19 protein-coding genes are annotated in these 18,485 nt (G+C 67.4%); 7 read left to right on the plus strand and 12 right to left on the minus strand.

Going from position 1 to position 18,485, the window contains the following annotated elements; all coding sequences use genetic code 11:
* Positions 1-51: 51 nt before the first annotated feature.
* Both VER16_RS10450 and VER16_RS10455 read right to left on the minus strand, forming a co-directional pair.
* Positions 52-2,178 (minus strand): methyl-accepting chemotaxis protein, encoded by a 2,127-nt coding sequence (locus tag VER16_RS10450; protein WP_324807859.1) that lies wholly within the window; start codon positions 2,176-2,178, stop codon positions 52-54.
* A 102-nt stretch (positions 2,179-2,280) separates the two neighbouring features.
* Entirely contained in the window at positions 2,281-2,646 is a 366-nt protein-coding gene (locus VER16_RS10455; protein ID WP_324807860.1) for a MerR family DNA-binding protein, read from the minus strand.
* Positions 2,647-2,726: 80 nt separating this feature from the next.
* Here VER16_RS10455 and VER16_RS10460 point away from each other — a divergent pair, with 80 nt between their 5' ends.
* The 3 genes from VER16_RS10460 (at position 2,727) to VER16_RS10470 (ending at position 4,828) form a co-directional block, all read left to right on the plus strand.
* Positions 2,727-3,131, plus strand: coding sequence for a hypothetical protein (locus VER16_RS10460; RefSeq protein WP_324807862.1), 405 nt, complete (start codon positions 2,727-2,729; stop codon positions 3,129-3,131).
* 94 nt (positions 3,132-3,225) lie between these two features.
* Positions 3,226-4,182: a L,D-transpeptidase gene (locus tag VER16_RS10465; RefSeq protein ID WP_324807864.1), complete on the plus strand. Its 957-nt coding sequence runs from the start codon at positions 3,226-3,228 to the stop codon at positions 4,180-4,182.
* A 4-nt stretch (positions 4,183-4,186) separates the two neighbouring features.
* Entirely contained in the window at positions 4,187-4,828 is a 642-nt protein-coding gene (locus VER16_RS10470) for a M23 family metallopeptidase (protein WP_324807866.1), read from the plus strand.
* 20 nt (positions 4,829-4,848) lie between these two features.
* Here the strand turns inward: VER16_RS10470 and VER16_RS10475 are convergent, their stop codons facing one another.
* The 8 genes from VER16_RS10475 to hflK form a co-directional block, all read right to left on the minus strand.
* Entirely contained in the window at positions 4,849-5,256 is a 408-nt protein-coding gene (locus VER16_RS10475; protein WP_324807869.1) for a hypothetical protein, read from the minus strand.
* The gene (locus VER16_RS10480; protein WP_324807871.1) at positions 5,219-5,872 is read right to left on the minus strand and encodes a nucleotidyltransferase domain-containing protein; all 654 of its coding nucleotides are present in this window, start codon (positions 5,870-5,872) and stop codon (positions 5,219-5,221) included. Before VER16_RS10480 ends, VER16_RS10475 begins: the two co-directional genes overlap by 38 nt.
* 63 nt (positions 5,873-5,935) lie before the next feature.
* Positions 5,936-6,580 carry a hypothetical protein gene (locus VER16_RS10485; RefSeq protein WP_324807873.1) on the minus strand — a complete coding sequence of 215 codons (645 nt, stop codon included), beginning with the start codon at positions 6,578-6,580 and terminating at the stop codon, positions 5,936-5,938.
* Positions 6,581-6,767: 187 nt separating this feature from the next.
* Positions 6,768-7,124 (minus strand): hypothetical protein, encoded by a 357-nt coding sequence (locus VER16_RS10490; protein WP_324807875.1) that lies wholly within the window; start codon positions 7,122-7,124, stop codon positions 6,768-6,770.
* 716 nt (positions 7,125-7,840) lie between these two features.
* Complete coding sequence (locus VER16_RS10495; RefSeq protein ID WP_108765933.1) at positions 7,841-9,133, minus strand: adenylosuccinate synthase; 1,293 nt, start codon at positions 9,131-9,133, stop codon at positions 7,841-7,843.
* A gap of 611 nt (positions 9,134-9,744) precedes the next feature.
* Positions 9,745-9,930: a DUF2065 domain-containing protein gene (locus tag VER16_RS10500; protein ID WP_079222788.1), complete on the minus strand. Its 186-nt coding sequence runs from the start codon at positions 9,928-9,930 to the stop codon at positions 9,745-9,747.
* A gap of 69 nt (positions 9,931-9,999) precedes the next feature.
* The gene (gene hflC / locus VER16_RS10505; RefSeq protein ID WP_150455415.1) at positions 10,000-10,863 is read right to left on the minus strand and encodes a protease modulator HflC; all 864 of its coding nucleotides are present in this window, start codon (positions 10,861-10,863) and stop codon (positions 10,000-10,002) included.
* The gene (gene hflK / locus VER16_RS10510) at positions 10,860-11,993 is read right to left on the minus strand and encodes an FtsH protease activity modulator HflK (RefSeq protein ID WP_324807879.1); all 1,134 of its coding nucleotides are present in this window, start codon (positions 11,991-11,993) and stop codon (positions 10,860-10,862) included. The genes hflC and hflK overlap by 4 nt, the downstream gene beginning before the upstream one ends.
* 152 nt (positions 11,994-12,145) lie before the next feature.
* On the opposite strand from hflK, the gene VER16_RS10515 reads away from it, so the two are divergent.
* Together VER16_RS10515 and pilH are read left to right on the plus strand one after the other, a co-directional pair.
* Entirely contained in the window at positions 12,146-13,141 is a 996-nt protein-coding gene (locus tag VER16_RS10515) for a YhdH/YhfP family quinone oxidoreductase (RefSeq protein WP_324807881.1), read from the plus strand.
* Positions 13,142-13,229: 88 nt separating this feature from the next.
* A complete protein-coding gene (gene pilH, locus VER16_RS10520; RefSeq protein WP_005410644.1) occupies positions 13,230-13,601 on the plus strand; it encodes a twitching motility response regulator PilH in 372 nt (123 codons plus the stop codon).
* 71 nt (positions 13,602-13,672) lie between these two features.
* Here the strand turns inward: pilH and VER16_RS10525 are convergent, their stop codons facing one another.
* On the minus strand, positions 13,673-14,566 hold the full coding sequence (locus VER16_RS10525) for a DnaJ C-terminal domain-containing protein (protein ID WP_324807884.1): 894 nt from the start codon (positions 14,564-14,566) through the stop codon (positions 13,673-13,675).
* Positions 14,567-14,828: 262 nt separating this feature from the next.
* Between VER16_RS10525 and VER16_RS10530 the strand changes: the two genes are divergently transcribed.
* Positions 14,829-15,311: a peroxiredoxin gene (locus VER16_RS10530; RefSeq protein ID WP_324807886.1), complete on the plus strand. Its 483-nt coding sequence runs from the start codon at positions 14,829-14,831 to the stop codon at positions 15,309-15,311.
* A 30-nt stretch (positions 15,312-15,341) separates the two neighbouring features.
* Positions 15,342-15,941 (plus strand): ferritin-like domain-containing protein, encoded by a 600-nt coding sequence (locus VER16_RS10535; RefSeq protein ID WP_324807889.1) that lies wholly within the window; start codon positions 15,342-15,344, stop codon positions 15,939-15,941.
* A gap of 123 nt (positions 15,942-16,064) precedes the next feature.
* Here the strand turns inward: VER16_RS10535 and pbpC are convergent, their stop codons facing one another.
* Positions 16,065-18,446 carry a penicillin-binding protein 1C gene (gene pbpC / locus VER16_RS10540; RefSeq protein ID WP_324807891.1) on the minus strand — a complete coding sequence of 794 codons (2,382 nt, stop codon included), beginning with the start codon at positions 18,444-18,446 and terminating at the stop codon, positions 16,065-16,067.
* Between the last annotated feature and the right edge of the window lie 39 nt (positions 18,447-18,485).

An 18,485-nucleotide genomic window follows, 5' to 3' on the forward strand; every position in this document is an offset into this window, starting at 1 on the left:
ACTGCCTCTGCCAAAAGCAGTCGAGCAAGCTCGACTCTACCCGCGCAGTGGTCAGGCCGCCTGTGTCACCAGTCTGCGCGCCACACCGCCCTGCTCGATCTGGAACACCGACACCGAGGTGGTCAGCGCGTTGGCCTGCTCTTCCAGCGCGCGGCTGGCCGCGGTCGCCTCTTCCACCAGAGCCGCGTTCTGCTGGGTCACCTGGTCCATCTGCACCACCACCTGGTTGACCTGCTCGATGCCCGCCGCCTGTTCCTTGCTGGCCGCAGCGATATCGCTCATCAGCTGGTTGGTGCGCGAACTGGCGTGGGCCAGACGAGCGATCGCCGCCTCGGACTGCACGGTCACTGCCAGCCCGCTGCGCACCTTGGCGGCGGCATCCTCGATCAGTTCCTTGATCTCCTTGGCGGCCACACCCGCACGCTGCGCCAGGGTGCGCACTTCGCTGGCGACCACCGCGAAACCACGGCCCTGCTCACCGGCACGCGCTGCTTCGACGGCCGCGTTCAGCGCCAGGATGTTGGTCTGGAACGCGATGCCGTCGATCACCGTGGAGATCTCCGAGATGCGCGCAGACGACTGGTCGATCTCGCCCATCACCGTTGCCATCTGCGCCATCGCCTGCTCGGTTTCACGCACGGCCGCACCGGCCGCATGCGCCTCGCTGTCGGCCTGGCGGGCCAACTCGGCGTTCTGGCGCACGGTGGAGGTCAGCTCTTCCATCGACGCGGCCGCTTCTTCCAGGTTGGCCGCCTGCTGTTCGGTACGGCGCGAGAGATCGCTGTTACCGGCGGCCAGTTCCTGCGCGGCATTGTTGATGCTGTCGGCCGCCACCTGGATGCCACGGACGATGCCGGTCAGCTGTGTGGTGGTGGTGTTGGCATCGTCGCGCATACGGGCGAAGACGCCCTCGTAGTCACCGTCCATGCGCGCGGTCAGGTTGCCGTGCGAGATCGCGCGCAGCACGTCTGAGACATCGGCGATGCTGGCCTGCGAACTGGCCATCATCGCGTTGAGGTGTTCGACCATCGCGCGGTACTGGAACTGGAACGCCTCGGCATCGCCGCGCACGCTGAAATCACCCGCGCCGGCGGCCCGCGCCAGCGTGTCGATCTGCGCGCTGATCGCCATCAGGCTCTGCTTCACTGCGGCCAGGGTACGGGTGAACGCGCCCTTCTCGCCGGGATACTGCGGCAGGTCACGGCTGAGATCGCCGATGGCGTAGCGCTGCATCACTTCGGCCATCAGCAGTTCCACCTGCACGTGCGATTCCACCAGGCTGTTGGTGGCCTGCACCATGCGGCCGAAATCGCCGGGGAAGGCGCTGGCATCCATGCGGTAGCCGATGGCACCGGCCTCGTGCTGCTCGGCCATCTGCAGCTGCGCGCCGATGGCGGCCTGCACACTCTGCCGCACGCTGCCCATGGCCTCGCCCAGCTGGGTCAGTTCATCGCGGCCACCCAGGTGGAAGGACTGGTCCAACTCGCCCTTGGAGAGCCGCTGTGCCAGCTGCACCGCGCGCGCCAGCGGGCCGGTCAGGCTGCGGCCGATCATCACCGAGGCCGCGATGCCGACCAGCAGCGCCACGCCGCCCAGCACCAGCAGCTGCAACAGGCTGCGCTCGCCGAGACGGATCGCTTCGGCGGCGGCCAGGCGGCTTTCCTTTTCCTCGAATGCCACGCCATCGGCCAGCGCCTTGTTCCAGCCATTGGCCGCGTCCTGCACCGGGCCCAGGGTCAGCGCGATGGCACCGGGGAAATCGCCCTGCGCCATCAATTCACTGGTCTGCTTGTTGAGCGGGCGGGCAATGGCCCGCCTGGCGGCGATGGCCTCGCCCATGGCCTTGCCGGCGGCATCGCCAGGCAACGCCTGGTAGGCCGTCCAGCTGGTCTCATAGCGTTTGACCAGGTCGGCGATGCGCTGCTCGTCGGCGTCGCGCGCGTCGCCCTGGCGGATCAGCATCTCGCGGCGCACGACCATCATCTGGTTGTTGGCATCGAGCATGTCCGACAGCAGCCGCACCTTGGCCACGCTGACATCGACCACCTGCTGCATCGCGTGCTTCTGCACGGCGGTGGCGGTGGCACCGGTAGCGACCACGGCGGCCACCAGCAGCAGCAACAGGCCAAAGCCAAGGCCAAGACGCCAGGCGACCCTGACATTCCTCAAGTAGTTCATGGGGGAATCCAAACGTGGAGGGGATGCGCCCTTATCGGCGCACCGCCCGCTGGCCTTGACCGTTCAAGCGTGAACGCTTCGGTGGCGGTTCACATTCTCCGTTCAGCCAGCAACCCCGTGTGGCTGCAGCGGGCAGGCGCTGGCCAGTCGCGTGGCCAGATCCTGGCGCAGGGCGGTGAGCGCGGCGATGCGGGCATCGATGTCGGCCAGCTTTTCCTGCAGTGCGGCCGCCAGCAGCGGGCCGGCGTCGGCCTGTTCCCATAGCCGGGGCAGGCGCTGGCCGATCTCGGCCAGGGTGAAACCGAGCTGCTGGGCGGTGCGGATGTAGTGCACCAGCATCGCCGTTTCGTCCGGGTAATCGCGGTAGCCGTTGGCCAGGCGCCGTGCACCGATCAGGCCCTGCTTCTCGTAGAAGCGCAGTGCCTCGCGCGAGAGGCCGCAGGCCTGGACCAGTTCTCCAATCTGCATGGGGTATCCAGAAAACACTTGACCTTGAAGTTTACTTCAGCCCTGAGAGTACGCCCTCTTTCCCCCTGTTGAAGGCGTCCATGCTCACCTCCCGCTACCTCCGCATCGTCCGCGCCAGTGCGTTCTATGACCTGGTGGTCACCCTGCCATTCGCCCTGCCCTGGACATTCGCGCCGCTGCACGCGGCAATGGCCGCGCTGGCCCAGGCCTGGCAGCTTCCCGGCCAGGTGCCGGCGCTGGACCCGCTGCACATGCTGCTGGCCAACCTGCTCGGCTCGGTGGTGGTGATGTGGTCGCTGGCCCGCGTGCTTGCGCCCAGCGTGCTGCTGGGCCGGCTGGATGCAGCGGCGCGCTGGCTGTTCGCGCTGTGGCAGGTGTATGCGGTGCTGCACGGTGCCAGTGCGATCCTGCTGCTGTTCACCGTGGCCGAAATCAGCTTTGGCGTGCTGCAGAGCTGGCGCATCAGGGATGGCCAGCTGCGTTGAGCGCTCAGCTTGCACTCAGCCAGCCGCCCGCGTTTTCACGCAGGCTGCTCGTGGGGTGCAGGCATGGTGGCTGCATGTTCTGCAGGAGATATCCATGCTTTCACCCCGCGTTGCTGTGCTTGCGCTGTCGTTGCTGACAACCCCTGTATTCGCGCAGACCCCACCGGCCGGCCTGCCCGCGCCCATCGCCGAACGCGCCGGACCGGATATCGCAGCGCGCTCGCCGCTGCACGCGCAGGTGCTGCTGGACCGCGCCAATTTCTCGCCCGGCCAGATCGATGGCGAAGTGGGCAGCAACCAGCGCCGCGCGGTGTCCGGCTTCCAGGCCGCACACGGGCTGACGGTGACCGGCGAGCTGGACGATGCCACCTGGAAAGCGCTGCAGGCCGATGAAACTATACCGCTGGCCAGCTACACGCTGACCGCCGAAGACGTGGCCGGTCCGTTCCAGCCGGTGCCGAAGGGCCCCGCCGCACAGGCCAAGCTGAAGGCGCTGGGCTACGGCAGCGTGGAAGAGTCGCTGGGCGAGCGCTTCCATGCCTCGCCCGAACTGCTGAAGGCGCTCAACCCCGGCGTCGACCTGGGCAAGGCCGGCAGCCGCATCCAGGTGCCAAACATTGCGCCGACGCCGCTGCCGAAGGCGGCCAAGGTGGTGGTCGACAAATCCGATTCCACCCTGCAGCTGCTCGATGCAGCGGGCAAAGTGATCGCACAGGTGCCGGTGTCATCCGGCAGCCAGCACGACCCGCTGCCGATCGGTGAATGGAAGATCCTCGGCGTATACCGCGACCCGCCGTTCCACTACAACCCGAAGCTGTTCTGGGATGCGCGCAAGGGCGAGAAGAAGGCCACGCTGCCGCCGGGCCCGAACAATCCCGTGGGCCGGGTCTGGATCGACCTGTCCAAGCCGCACTACGGCCTGCACGGCACGCCCGAACCGGGCCATGTGGGCAAGACCGAATCGCATGGCTGCGTACGCATGACCAACTGGGATGCGCTGCGCGTGGCCGATGCCGTGGATACCTCGGTACCCGTCGTGATGCAGGAGTGAGGCGATGCGTCTTTCGCAGCTGATCGTACTGGGCGTGCTGCTGGGGCTGGGTGCCGGCTGGTGGCTGCGCCGCGATGCGGATGAGCCGGTGGCGGTTGCCCGGCCTGCAGCGCAACCCGCGGTGGCCGCGACGCTGCCAGCTGCGGCTGCAACGCCGCGCGTGGACGCTCCGGTTCCCACGACCATGCCGCCGTCCAGCCCCACCGATGCGCCGACCGGGCTGCTGCTGCCGGTGCAGGGCATCCAGGCCTCGCAGCTGCGCGACACCTTCACCGATGCACGCAGCGAGGGCCGCGTGCACGATGCCATCGACATCATGGCCGATGCCGGCACGCCGGTGCTGGCGGTGGCCGATGGCACGGTGGAAAAACTGTTCGACAGCGAACGCGGTGGCCTGACGATCTACCAGTTCGAGCCCAGCGGCCGCTGGTGCTACTACTACGCCCACCTGCAGCGCTATGCCGATGGGCTGGCGGAAAAGCAGGTGATCAAGCGCGGTGAAGTGATCGGCTACGTCGGCAGCACCGGCAATGCCAGTGCTGATGCCCCGCACCTGCATTTCGAGGTGCATGTGCTGGGGCCGGAAAAACAGTGGTGGAAGGGCGAATCGATCAACCCGTACCCGTTGTTCGTGGCGGGGCACTGATGCGTCGCCACGCGCTCCGATCAGAGGCCTGAGGCAACACGCACCGCGTCACAGGCCGTGATCAGGTCTTCGACCAGGCGCCCGCTGACATCGAGTTCGCCCTCGTACTCGGCGATGTTGCGCTGCTGGTGGCACTTGTCGAGCACGCGCCACACCTCCGGACCAATGCCCAGCGTGTGCTTGAGCGACTGGAACACGATGTAGCGGTTGCTGGGCCGGAACCCCTGCGCGCGAAGTGCGGCCAGGCTCAAGGCGTGCGCGGCGTTGTAGGCAAGATCGAAACGACTTTCCAGCGACAACGTGGCATTGCGTGCGTCACGCAGCCGCGCAAGGCCCGAGCGCTGCAGCCCTTCGATCTCGCGCGGATCGGGCGGTTCAGCGGTGAGCGGTTTACCCGCCCCGACCAGATTCTGCAATGGCGAGGTCATCCTTTCCTCCAATCACCCACACCTTGGGTTGTTCGAGTACGCGCTGCAGGAAGGCGTTGCCCTTGCGCAGGCGATCATGCAGTTCGTCATGCGTGTACAGCGTCGGGTTCACCGGCCGTCCGAGGCGATCTTCCAGCGGATCGAGCACGGCCATCAACTCAGCATAGCCCAGCGTATCGGAGACCAGCATCAGATCGATGTCGCTGTGCGCGCTGTCCGTGCGCTTGGCCACCGAACCGAAGACGAAGGCCAGTGCAATCTGATCCTGCAGCGGTTGCAACGCCTCGCGCAGCGGCTGCGCCAGACCGATGGTCTTGTGCACCAGCGCCACCAGTTCGGCATGGATGGGCGAGCCGGCAAACGCGCGATAGCGCTTCTGGTTGCCAACCCTGCGTTGCTCGACCAGGCCGCTTGCGACCAGCTTGGCCACTTCGCGCTGCACGGCGCCAGAGCCGGCACCGCTGCCGCTGATCAGCTCGGAAATGCTGAAATCACGACGATCCTGCCCGAACAGCAGGGCCAGCACCCGTTGCTGGGTCTGGGTGAACAGCGCGTCGGCCAGCCCGATGGGGCCGGTGGAAGACGCAATGGCAGCCTGGATACCCATATTGGGCATTATCGTACCCATATTGGGCATTTTGCAAGTGACCTGCCCCGCCCCGCCGGGCGTGACCCGGCGCTACCCGGGGGCGGAGCGGCGTTGCCAGCGCCGCAGCGCGATGCTGGCGGTCGCCAATCCGCCACCGGCAATCAGCAACAGCAACGCGACCGGCTGCCAGAAGAAGAACGGCCACAACCACAGATAGTCCAGGTCGGTCACCTTCAATGCGTGCATGGGAGGAAGCAGTTCCACCGTAGCAGCGCGACCGGCCAGCGCCGGGTCGACGTCCAGCACGGTCAAGCGCAGCGTGGAACGCCCGCGCGGCAGTGCATCGCCCCGGCCATAGCCGAAGTAGGCGGCTGCGAATCTGTCCGGGTCCACCGATGCCAATGCGCGCGAGATATCCGGATCTGCCGCACCTGTGCGTGCCTGTGCGCGGACATCGATGCGATCGGTCGGAGTTTCCGCGCGCAGGCGCAGTTCGGGGTTGCTGCTGGAGTCGGTGCCGTCATCTGCATAGCGCAGACGCAGGCGCAGCGCGTCGTCGATGAAGCGGTAGACCGTGATCTGGGCCGTCGCACCGGGCTGCAGCACCAACGGCAGGGTCTGCGTGCGCGAGGCCAGATGGTTGGCGGCTGCGCCCAGCAGCAACACCAGGCAGGCCAGCGTCCACAGGCTCCACAGCAGCCACAGGGTCAGCCGTGCGACCGTCTCGCCTTTCATGCCGAAGTCTCCGTCATCGCTGCGCTTCCTGCTGGCGGTGCCGCCACAGTACCGAAAACGAAAAAGCCACGCATGCACGGGGCTTCTCCGTGCAGCGACGCCGCGCGGGTAGTGCCGGCCGCTGGCCGGCAGCGCGAACGACTATCTCCGCAGGCCGTGCATGAAAGGCACAGCGCTTTCGCGAGGGTCAGGCCGGCCTGACTTCCCTGCAGACCAGCTCGGCCAGTTCGCGGCAAGCGAAGAACAGCCCTTCCACTACCCCCTCGTCCAGATGTCGGCGCGGCGTGGCCATGGTCGTGCAGCGGTTGGCCGCATGCAGCATCTCCACTGCGGTGAGGATGCCCACGGCTGCACGATCAATCCGAGCCAAGGACTGGCGTCGTCCGTCGGACAGGTTCTCCTCCGGCCACAACATGCCATCGGAACCTTCCCCATCACGGATGCGGGTGAGGCAGCCCTGGAAGGTGCTGAGATCGTCTGCGGGATTGGAGTCGTCGTTGATGGGCTCAACAACGTGGAACGGCGGATTCTTGCGGGTGGTCATGGCGTCGGCTTCCGTGGCTGTGCGTGACAGCGCCACGGCGCGGAAGCGGGTGGCGGACGGTGCGGGTTGCAAACCGGGACAGATAGTTACCAATGACCGGCGGGTCCGAAGACCCCCACGCACCGCCCGCCATAAAGGCCGACGGATTGCCAGCCGGCACCGCTTCAGGACGGTGCCGGCTGGCAAGCGTAAGTAACATCTGTCTCGGGTTTGCACACCCGGCCACCCTTTTTCGGTGGCGCGTCATGTTGTCTACGCCTGCACGTTCGATTCAATGAGAAAAACACGAATGTTTCGGATGCATCGAGAGCGCGGGGCGAATTGTTGCATGCGCAGGGAACGGGCAGAAGCGACAGGAAAAGAGGCGAATGTCCCGATGCATGGGTGTGCGCGACGCGTGGCGTCGTAAACAACCTGTATTTCAGAATAGCGCGTGACGTTTATCGCTTACCAGGAGTTGTATGCGGAGGTCACGCGGGGATTGTGAGTGGCGCTTGGCTTGAGGGAATTGGACGTGGCTGGCCGATGTGTCGTGCTGGAAACGACATGCTGGTGGCTTCGGTTCTGCCAGCCATGGGCTGGCACTACTGGGGCAGTTCACGGGCGGCGATTCGGCCAAAAAAACGCCGCGACCCCACAGGGAGTCGCGGCGCTCTTTTTCACTTGAACAGCGCTTCCGCTACGCCGGGCATGGCCCGACGCTACCGGTCAATCGCTCAGGCGAACGGGTCCTGCAGGACCATGGTGTGGTCACGGTCCGGGCCGGTGGAAACGATGCTGATCGGGCAACCGGCCAGCTCTTCCAGCGAACGCAGGTAGGCACGTGCGGCCGGCGGCAGCTCGTCCCAGTTGGTGATGCCGTGGGTGTTCTCGCTCCAGCCCGGGAATTCCAGGTACACCGGGGTGCACTCTTCCCAACCCTGCGCGTCCAGCGGCGCGTACTCGGTGCGCTTGCCGTTGTATTCGTAGGCGATGCAGACCTTCAGCTTTTCCATGCCATCCAGCACGTCCAGCTTGGTGATGCACAGGCCGCTGATGCCGTTGATGGCCACGGCGCGCTTGAGCGCGACGATGTCCATCCAGCCGCAACGACGCGGGCGACCGGTCGAAGCACCGTACTCGGCGCCGCGGTCACGGATGCCCTGGCCGATTTCATCGTCCAGTTCGGTCGGGAACGGGCCGCCGCCGACGCGGGTCGCGTAGGCCTTGGCGATGCCCAGCACGTAGTCGATCGAATCGGCGCCGACGCCGGAACCGGCCAGTGCGCCACCGACGGTGGTGTTGGAGCTGGTGACGTACGGGTAGGTGCCGTGGTCGATGTCCAGCAGTGCACCCTGCGCGCCTTCGAACAGCACGCGCTTACCCTGCTTGCGCAGGTCGTGCAGGATGCCGGCCACGTCGGACTTCATCGGCTGCACGTATTCGCCGAAGGCCAGGGCCTCGTCGAAGGTCTTCTGGAAATCGACCGCATCGGTGTTCAGATACTTGGTCAGCACGAAGTTGTGGTAATCCAGCGCGGTGCGCAGCAGCTCTTCCAGCTGCTTGGGGTAATGCAGGTCGGCGATGCGGATGCCGCGACGCGCAACCTTGTCTTCGTAGGCCGGGCCGATGCCGCGACCGGTGGTGCCGATCGCCTTGCCGCCGGCAGCGCGTTCGCGCGCTTGGTCCAGGGCGATGTGGTACGGCATGATCAGCGGCGCGGCCGGGGAAATCTTCAGGCGCGAACGCACTTCGACGCCGGAGGCTTCCAGTTCGGCGATTTCCTTCTGCAGCGCGGCCGGCGAGATCACCACGCCGTTGCCGATCAGGCACAGCGCATCGTCACGCAGGATGCCCGACGGGATCAGGTGCAGGACGGTCTTCTTGCCATTGATGACCAGGGTGTGGCCGGCATTGTGGCCGCCCTGGAAGCGCACCACGGCGCCGATTTCCTCGGTGAGCAGATCGACGATCTTGCCCTTGCCTTCATCGCCCCACTGGGCACCCAACACTACGACAGACTGACCCATGACGGGCTCCTCGATTTGTTGCGGCCATCGGGGCCGCGGACGGGTAACCGTGGCGGGGCTGGCCAGCACCTGGAAGGCGGCTCCAAACGGGGAGCAGCCGGCGATGGAAGGCCCAGACACGGAAAAAGCCGAACGGGGAGGCCCGTCCGGCTTTTGTGCATTATCCGGGTTTCCGGGGTCCGGTGCCACCTTTCCGACGGACGGCTTTACCGGACGGTCAGGCGCCCCGTCCGGTCATGCCGGCCGCTGGCCGGCAATGCCAACCAAGGTTGGCATCTACCAGGGCCAGGCCACGCATGCGGACGCAGGCGCCCCGTTCGGTCGTGACGGCCGCTGGCCGGCAATGCCAACCAAGGTTGGCATCTACCAGGGCCAGGCCACGCATGCGGACGCAGGCGACCCGTTCGGTCGCGCCGGCCGCTGGCCGGCAATGCCAACCAAGGTTGGCATCTACCAGAGCCAGGCCACGCATGCGGACGCAGGCGACCCGTTCGGTCGTGACGGCCGCTGGCCGGCAATGCCAACCAAGGCTGGCATCTACCAGAGCCAGGCCACGCATGCGGACGCAGGCGCCCCGTTCGGGGTTGCCGGCCCGCGGCCGGCACTACCGTTCAGTGGCGTGCCCACCACAGCAGGCTCAGGCCGGCCAGCAGCACCAGGCCGCCGAAGCTGCGCAGGGCCGGGCTGGGCAGATCCAGCAGGCGCTCGGCCATGCGCTTCCAGGCCAGCGGGGCGACGAACAGCAGCAGGCCTTCCAGCACGGCCACCAGGCAGACGGCCGCGAACAGATCTTTCATGTGGGGCACTCCGGAAAAAACACGGGGCCCGGCATCTGGCCGGGCCCCGTGGGATCTTGCCGAACGACCTCAGCGGTCGTTCTTGAGGTACTGCAGGAACGGGTCGTTCTTGTCCAGCACGATCACGCCGTTGCCGTCGGTCATGGAGCCGCGGTAAGCCTCCAGGCTGCGGTAGAACGCATAGAACGACGGGTCGGCCGAACCGGCCTTGCCATAGATGCGGGCCGCATCGGCATCGCCTTCACCGCGCAGGCGCTGGGCATCGCGCTCGGCTTCGGCGATCAGCACGGTGCTGTCACGGTCGGCCTGGGCACGGATGGTCAGCGACTGCTCCTCGCCCTCGGCGCGCAGCTTGGCCGCTTCCTGCTTGCGCTGTGCGCGCATGCGCTCGTACACATCGTTGATCACCTGGCTGTCGGTGGGCAGGTCGACCTGCTTGATGCGCAGGTCGATCATCTGCATGCCCAGCCCGGATACCGCTTCGTTGATGTCCTTCAGCTGCGCGGCGATCAGCTCGCTGCGGTCGCCAGACACCAGCTGCTGCAGGGTGCGCGAGTTGATCTGGTTGCGCAGCGAATCGGTGATGATCGGCTGCAGGCGGGCGTTGGCCACGCGCGGGTCACCACCGGTGGCACGGAAGTAGTCGCCCACGTTGGAGATGTAGCCCACGGCGAAGAAGTCGACGCTGACGTCCTTCTGCTCGGCGGTGAAGTAACGCGCCGGTGCGGTGTCCAGCACCTGGAAGCGGCGGTCGAACACGCGCACGGTTTCCACCACCGGCACCTTGAAGTGCAGGCCCGGCTTGATGTCCGAACGCACCACCTTGCCCAGGTTCAGGACCATGGCGGTCTGGTCCTCGCGGACCACGTAGACCGAACCCAGCAGGGCCAGCAGGGCCGCCACGACGACGGCAATCCAGAGTGAACTTCTCATCGGCTGCCCTCCTCACGGCCGCTCGGACGCCCGGTCGGGCGGGCCACCGGCCGGCCCGGGTCCCGGGAAACTTCGGTTGCGGTACCCGGCAGCGATGGGATCACCACCTCCGGGTTCGGCACTGCGGCCGGGGCCGAGGCGCCCGGACGGGTGTCGCCGGTCATCGGCACGTAGATCAGCTGGCGACCATCGCCACCGATCACCTTGCGGTTCTCGCTCAGCACCTGCTGGACGGTTTCCAGCCACAGGCGCTTGCGGGTCACTTCCGGGGCGTCCTTGTACTGGGCCTGCAGCAGGCTGAAGCGCTGTGCGTCACCCTCGGCCTTGGACACCACGGCCTGCTTGTAGCCTTCGGCGGTGGTACGGGCACGCGAGGCCTGGCCTCGGGCTTCCGGCACGACCTTGGCGGCGTAGGCCTGGGCTTCGTTGATCAGGCGTTCCTTGACCTGCTGGGCACCGTTGACCTCGTCGAAGGCCGGCTTGACCTCCTCCGGCGGACGGGCGTCCTGCAGGGTCAGGCCGGTCACGGTCAGGCCGGTCTTGAAGGCCTTCAGCAGCGCCTGCAGGCGCTCCTCGGCGGCCACGGCCAGCGGGCCACGGTTGTTCAGCACCGAATTGAGGTCGGCACGGCCGACTTCCTCGCGCACTGCGCTCTGCGCGGACTGTTCCAGCACCTGGTCGGCGTCGACGGTACCGAACAGGTACTGCTGCGGATCATCGATGCGGTACTGCACGTTGAGCGAGACGTTGACGATGTTCTCGTCGCGGGTCAGCACCGGCACCTGGATCGAGAAGGTCTTGATCTCGGTGGCATTGACCTTGGTGACCGACTCGATCGGCCACGGCAGCTTGAAGTTCGGGCCCGGGGTCAGGATCCGCGAGAACTGGCCGAAGCGCAGCACCACGCCACGCTGCTGTTCGCCGATCAGCTGGAAGCTGGAGAACAGCACCAGCAACACCACCGCGGCCGCCACCCAACGCAGGATGCCGCCATCGAACAGGTCCTTCAGCGGCCCGGGCAAACCGCCCCAGCCACCACCATTGCCACCGCCGCGCGACCCGAACGGCCCGCGTCGATTGTCCTCGGGGCCTTGTCCGCCCTTGTTGCCGCCGGGTGTATTCCAGGCCATGCACGCTCCATCAATATTTGGGCTGCGGCGCGGGCCCTTCCCGCGGCGCCAGCCGTGAATCTTCACCGATCATACAAGATGGGGCGGACTGGCAGGTTTGAAAGGGCCACGACCGGGTAAGGTGGCGTTTTCCTCGAAGTCAGGCAGCGCCGATGGCCCCCACCTCCCCGTTCACCGCCTTCCGGATCGAAAACGACGATGCCGGCTACCGCAGCGGCCTGGTCCAGCTGGGCGTGGACGACCTCAGCCCCGGCCAGGTGCTGGTCCGCGCGCACTGGTCCTCGGTCAACTACAAGGACGCCCTGGCCGGCACCGGCAAGGGAAAGATCCTGCGCCGCTTCCCGCTGGTCGGCGGCATCGACGTGGCCGGTACCGTGGTCGCCTCCAGCGACCCGGCCTGGCGCGAGGGCGATGCGGTGCTGGCCACCGGCTGCGGCCTCAGCGAGACCCGTGACGGCGGCTACAGCCAATACGTGCGGCTGGAATCACGCGCGGTCATCGCCCAGCCCGCCGGCCTGAGCCCGCGCGAAGCGATGGTGCTGGGCACGGCCGGCTTCACCGCCGCCCTGGCCCTGCTGCGCCTGCAGGACAACCGGCAGACCCCGGGGCACGGCCCGCTGGCGGTGACCGGTGCCACCGGCGGGGTTGGTGCGCTGGCGGTGGACATCTTCAGCCGCGCCGGGTACGACGTGCACGCCATCAGCGGCAAGCCGGAACAGGCCGCCTTCCTGCGCGACATCGGCGCCGCCGAGGTGCTGCCGCGCGAGGCGCTGGCCGATACCGCGCCGCTGCAATCGGCACGTTTCGGCGGTGGCCTGGACAACGCCGGTGGATCGATGCTGGCCAGCCTGCTGGCGCAGACCGTGCCCTATGGCAGCGTGGTCAGTGCCGGCCTGGCCGCGAGCCCGAAGCTGGAGATGACGGTCATGCCATGCATCCTGCGCGGCGTGTCACTGCTGGGCGTGTCTTCGGCCAGCGCACCGCGCGACCTGCGCGAACAGGTCTGGGCGCGCCTGGGTGGGGAATGGAAGCCACGGCACCTGGACCGCATCTGCACCGCCGAAGTCGGCCTGGCGGAACTGCCGGGCGTGTTCGAACGGATGCTCGCCGGCGGTTCGCTGGGCCGCACGGTGGTGCGGATCGACTGAACGTCGCAGGCAGGCGACGGACGGCAGCTCTGCCACTCCCGCCCGCAATGTGCCCGCACTACACTGCGGGCATGACACGGGGAACAACATGGCACGCATTCTGATCGTCGACGATTCACCGTCGCAGCTGTTGGGGATACAGCGCATCGTCGAGAAGCTCGGGCACCAGATCCTGACTGCCACCGACGGCGCGGCCGGGGTGGAAACGGCCAAGGCCGAACTGCCCGACCTGGTGTTGATGGACGTGGTGATGCCCAACCTCAACGGCTTCCAGGCCACCCGCACGCTCGCACGCGACGAGGCGACCCGGCATATTCCGGTGATCCTGGTAACCACCAAGGACCAGGACACCGACCGCATGTGGGGCATGCGCCAGGGTGCCAAGGCCTACATCACCAAACCGTTCTCGGAAGACGAACTGTCCGAAGTGCTGGAACGCGTGTTCGCCGGCCAGGGCTGAAGCATTCCGGTAGGTGCCAACCTTGGTTGGCACGCTGTGCGGACCAAGGTCCGCATCTACCGGAATCGATCTCAGATCGCTTCGCCGAATGCCTTTGCCAGATTCCGGTACGCCTTCTTCTGCGCCTCGTCGGTCGCCGCTGGCGCCACGATCTCCAGTTCAACGATCTGGTCGCCATCCGGGTTGCCCGGCAGGCCACGGCCGCGCAGGCGAAGCTTGCGGCCTGCATCGGAATCGGCCGGGATCTTCAGCTCCACCGCGCCTCCCAGGGTCGGCACACTGATGCTGGTGCCCAGTGCGGCCTGCCATGGCGTTACCGACAACGTGTGGAGGATGTTGCGGCCATCGACCTCGAACTGCGGGTGGGCGGCGTATTCCACTTCCAGCAGCAGGTTGCCGCCGTGGTTGCCCTGCCCTGCCAGTCGGATCACCTGGCCCGGGCGGATGCCCTTGGGCACACGCACATCCAGCTGCTTGCCGTTGACCGTGATGCGCAGGCTGTCACCGCTGTAGGCCGCTTCCAGCGGCACCGACAGCTTGGCCCGGGTATCGCGGTTGGGGGCCTGGCCGTGGCTGCTGAAGCCCGGGCCCGGACCAGCACCCTGGCCACCGCGCTGGCGCGCGAACAGGCTTTCGAAGAAATCACTGAAACCGCCGCCAGCACCACCGCCGCCGAACACTTCCTCGAAATTGAAGCCACCGCCCCCGCCGTAGTTCGGCGGCACGTTGAACTCTTCGCCGGGGCGATAGCCCTGCGCACGCAGCTGGTCATAGGCCGCGCGCTTTTCCGGATCGCGCAGCGCCTCGTAGGCCTCGTTGACCGCCTTGAACTTGTCCTCGGCGCCGGCCTCCTTGCTCACATCCGGGTGGTACTTGCGTGCCAGCCGGCGGTAGGCGGTCTTGATCTCGGCCTCGCCCGCACTCGGTTCCACCCCCAGGGTGGCGTAGTAATCCTTGAATTCCATCCAGCTACCTCGATCTGCTTCGGCCGCGCCGGTGGCGCCGCCCCGGGTTCATTCTACGCGCCGGCATGCTACGCCGCTGCCCGTGCCACGCCGGTGACGCCGACTGATCCAACGCAATGCAGCGGTCACCGCGCTGCCCCAGGCTGAAGCGTGGAGGCATGGCCTGCCGCGCCCTTCACAGTGGGGTGTGCACGCCGGGTTTCCAATGTCTTGACGCCCCCCTCCCACCGGCCCCACTAGCCTGCCCCAGCAAGGAGTTCCCATGACCATCCACGTCGGCGACCGCATTCCGGAAGTGACCCTCAAGCGCATCCGCGAGGGTATTGAAACGCTGGACACCCACGCCCTGTTCGACGGCCGCAAGGTGGTCCTGTTCGCCGTGCCCGGCGCCTTCACCCCCACCTGCTCCGCCCGCCATCTGCCCGGCTTCGTCGAGAAGTTCGCGGCGTTCCGCCAGCGCGGCATCGACGTCTACTGCATGGCGGTCAACGACCCGTTCGTGATGAAGGCCTGGGCCGCCGACCAGCAGGTCCCCGAGGGGCTGCTGATGCTGTCCGATGGCAATGCCGAACTGACCCGCGCACTGGGCCTGGAACTGGATGCCAGCGCCTCGGGCATGGGCATCCGTTCGCGCCGCTTTGCCCTGTACGTCGATGACGGCGTGGTACGCGCCGTGTGGATCGAGGAGCCCGGCCAGTTCGAGGTGTCCTCGGCCGAGTACGTGCTGGAGCACCTTCCCACCTGATACCCCAACCGCACGAGGAACCGGCCAGCCATGAGCAGCAAGCCAGCCAAAGCCAGCAAATCCACCGCCAAGCACAGCACCAAGCCCGGCACCGACGTGCCCGGCATCAGCGACCGCAAGACCCTGCGCGAGCGTGCGCGGCGCAACGTCGAGGACGGTGCGATCACCGACACCTACAGCGCCGACCGGAAAGCAGTGATCAAGCTGCTCAACGATGCCCTGGCCACCGAGTATGTGTGCGTGCTGCGCTACTACCGCCACTACTTCATGGCCAAGGGCATGCTGGCCGACGCGGTGAAGGCCGAGTTCCTCGAGCATGCGCAGCAGGAACAGGCCCATGCCGGCAAGCTGGCCGAGCGCATCGTGCAGCTGGGCGGCGAGCCGGATTTCAATCCGGACACGCTGACCGCACGCTCGCATGCCGAGTACAAGGAAGGCAGCGACCTGCGCGACATGGTGCGCGAGAACCTGGTGGCCGAGCGGATCGCCATCGACAGCTACCGCGAGATGATCAACTTCATCGGCGACCGCGATACCACCACCAAGCGCATCCTGGAGGAGATCCTGGCGCAGGAGGAGGAACACGCCGATGAGTTTGCCGACCTGCTGGACGGGTGGATCGGGAAATAGCGGCCCGGCGCACGCTCTGGTAGATGCCCACCTTGGTGGGCATTGCTCTGGTAGATGCCCACCTTGGTGGGCGGTTTTACAGGTGCCAACCAAGGTTGGCACCTACCAAAGCAGGTCGCGGCGCTACCGCAGCACGGTGAACCGCACCTGCGTCCACGCGCCATCGGTGGCCAGCGCGGTCAGCGTATGTGCACCCGGGTCGGCGAATTCACGCTGCATCAGCTGCGCCCCCTGTGTGCGGGCGATCCAACGCCCGTCCAGCAGCCAGTCCACCGCCTGTTCGCTGCCCAGCGCGCGCAGCTGCAGGCGCACGCCATGCGCGGCGTTGGGTGCGCGCGCCAACGCCGCGCCATCGTTCAACCCATCGATGTGCAGGGCCACGCTCGCTTCGCGGCCATCGTCGCGGCAATCCGCTGCCAGTGGCGGCAGCTGCGAGGCGTCACGCGTGGCCTTGGGCAGCCACGGTGACAGCAGCGCCGGCCAGCGCGCGATCTCGCGCTCCACTTCCGCGTGGGGCGCACTGCAGTCGGCGGAAAGCCGCTGGCCCGTACGCACATCGGCCCTGTAGCGCTGCCGGCCCGGCTGCCAGCGGCGGGCCTCACGTTCGGGGAAGGTGGGCGGCACGCCGCCATCCAGCAGCCACGCAGGCATGCGCCGCTGGCACAAGGCGGCCGGCAACGACTCGGCCAGTCCGCCGGTGGGCCAACACACATCGGCACGGCTGACGCTGGCCGGCATCGGTGCAGCGGCGGCATCGCCGGGCTGGCGCGGCAGGCTGTCCACCACTTCGAACATCAGCGGCAACGCGGTGACCGCGCCATATTGGCCCGGCAGCGGCGTGCCATCGGGCCGCCCCACCCACACGCCTACCGTGTAGTGGCGCGTGCTGCCGATCGCCCACGCATCGCGGTAGCCATAACTGGTTCCGGTCTTCCAGGCCACGCGCGGGCGGCCAGCGACATCGAAGGTGCCTACGCCGTAACCCGGGCGCGGGTTGGACTCGAGCATCTCGCGCACGATCCAGCTGGCCCCGGGCGAGGCCAGGCGCCGCTCGATCATCGGGTCATCGTCGGCATAGCGCACCCGGCCGGCGATGCCGTTGCGGTTGAGCGCGGCGAAGGCGCCGACCAGATCTTCCAGCCGCGCGCCGGTGCCGCCAAGAATCAACGACAGATTGGGCGAACTGCCCGGCGGGAAGCGCAGCTGGATGCCCGCGTGCGAAAGTCGCGCGGCGAAGCGTGCCGAGCCCACCCGCTGCAGCAGGTCCACTGCCGGCACGTTGAGCGACAGCCGCAGTGCACTGGACGCCCCGACAGGGCCGTTGAAGGCCTCGTCGAAGTTGCCCGGCCGGTAGCTGCCGAAGCTCTGTGGCGCATCCACCAGCAGGCTTTCCGAATGGATCAGGCCATCGTCCAGGGCCATCGCATACAGGAACGGCTTGAGCGTGGAACCCGGCGAGCGCCAGGCCTGCACCATGTCCACATGGCCCAGGCGTTGGCGGTCACCGAAGGACAGCGTGCCCACGTAGGCGCGGGCCTGCAGGGTCTGGTTGTCGACCACCAGCAGCGCGGCCGAGGTGCGCTCGGGCAGCGTGGAAAAATAGCTGGCCACGCGCTCTTCCAGCGTGCGCTGCAGGTCCAGGTCGATGCTGCTCTGGATGCGCGCCTGGCCCGGATGTGCCGAATGCAGGCGCTGCGCCAGCAGTGCCGCATGCATCGGCGGACGCAGCGACCGCGCGACCACGTTCTCGATGCGCGCGTCCTGCACTTCTTCCGGGCTCCACACGCCCAGTTCGGACATGCGCGCCAGCACCTTGTCACGCGCCTTCTGCGCCGCTTCGGGATGGCGGTCCGGGCGCAGCCGGCTGGGTGCCTGTGGCAGCACTGCCAGCAACGCCGCTTCGGCATGCGACAGCTGGGTGGCCGGCTTGCCCAGGTAGGCCCAGCTGGCGGCCTCCACGCCCTCGATGGTGCCACCGTAAGGCGCGCGCTCCAGGTACAGCGCCAGGATCTGCGCCTTGGACAGATGCACTTCCAGCTGCACCGCGCGCAGCATCTGCTTCAGCTTGCCCCACGGCGTGCGCGAATGCGGGTCAAGAATGCGCGCGACCTGCATGGTCAGCGTCGAACCGCCGGAGACGATGCGGCCACCGCGCAGCAGCTGGCCACTGGCACGCAGGATGGCCAGCGGATTGATGCCGGGGTGCTGCCAGAACCAACGATCTTCGTAGGTCAGCAGTGCCTGCAGGTACAGCGGCGAGACGCTGTCGGCCGAGGCCGGGTAACGCCACACGCCTTCGGCATCGGCGAAGGCGCGCAGCGGGCTGCCGTCGGCGGCCACCACCAGGGTGCTGGTATCACGCTGCCTGGGCAGCGGCGGCGGGAAGGCCAGATCCAGTACCAGCAGCAGAACCAGCAGCGCGGCGGTGCCCCAGCGCAGCCAGGGCCACAGCGGCTGCAGCCGGCGGCGCAGGGCCGCCCGCCGGGTCGTCCCGTCGTTCTTCATTGCAGCGTGCCGGCAGGACGGGCCGCGCCGTCGCGGCCC

The organism is Stenotrophomonas sp. (assembly GCF_035634915.1).
Lineage (GTDB): Bacteria > Pseudomonadota > Gammaproteobacteria > Xanthomonadales > Xanthomonadaceae > Stenotrophomonas.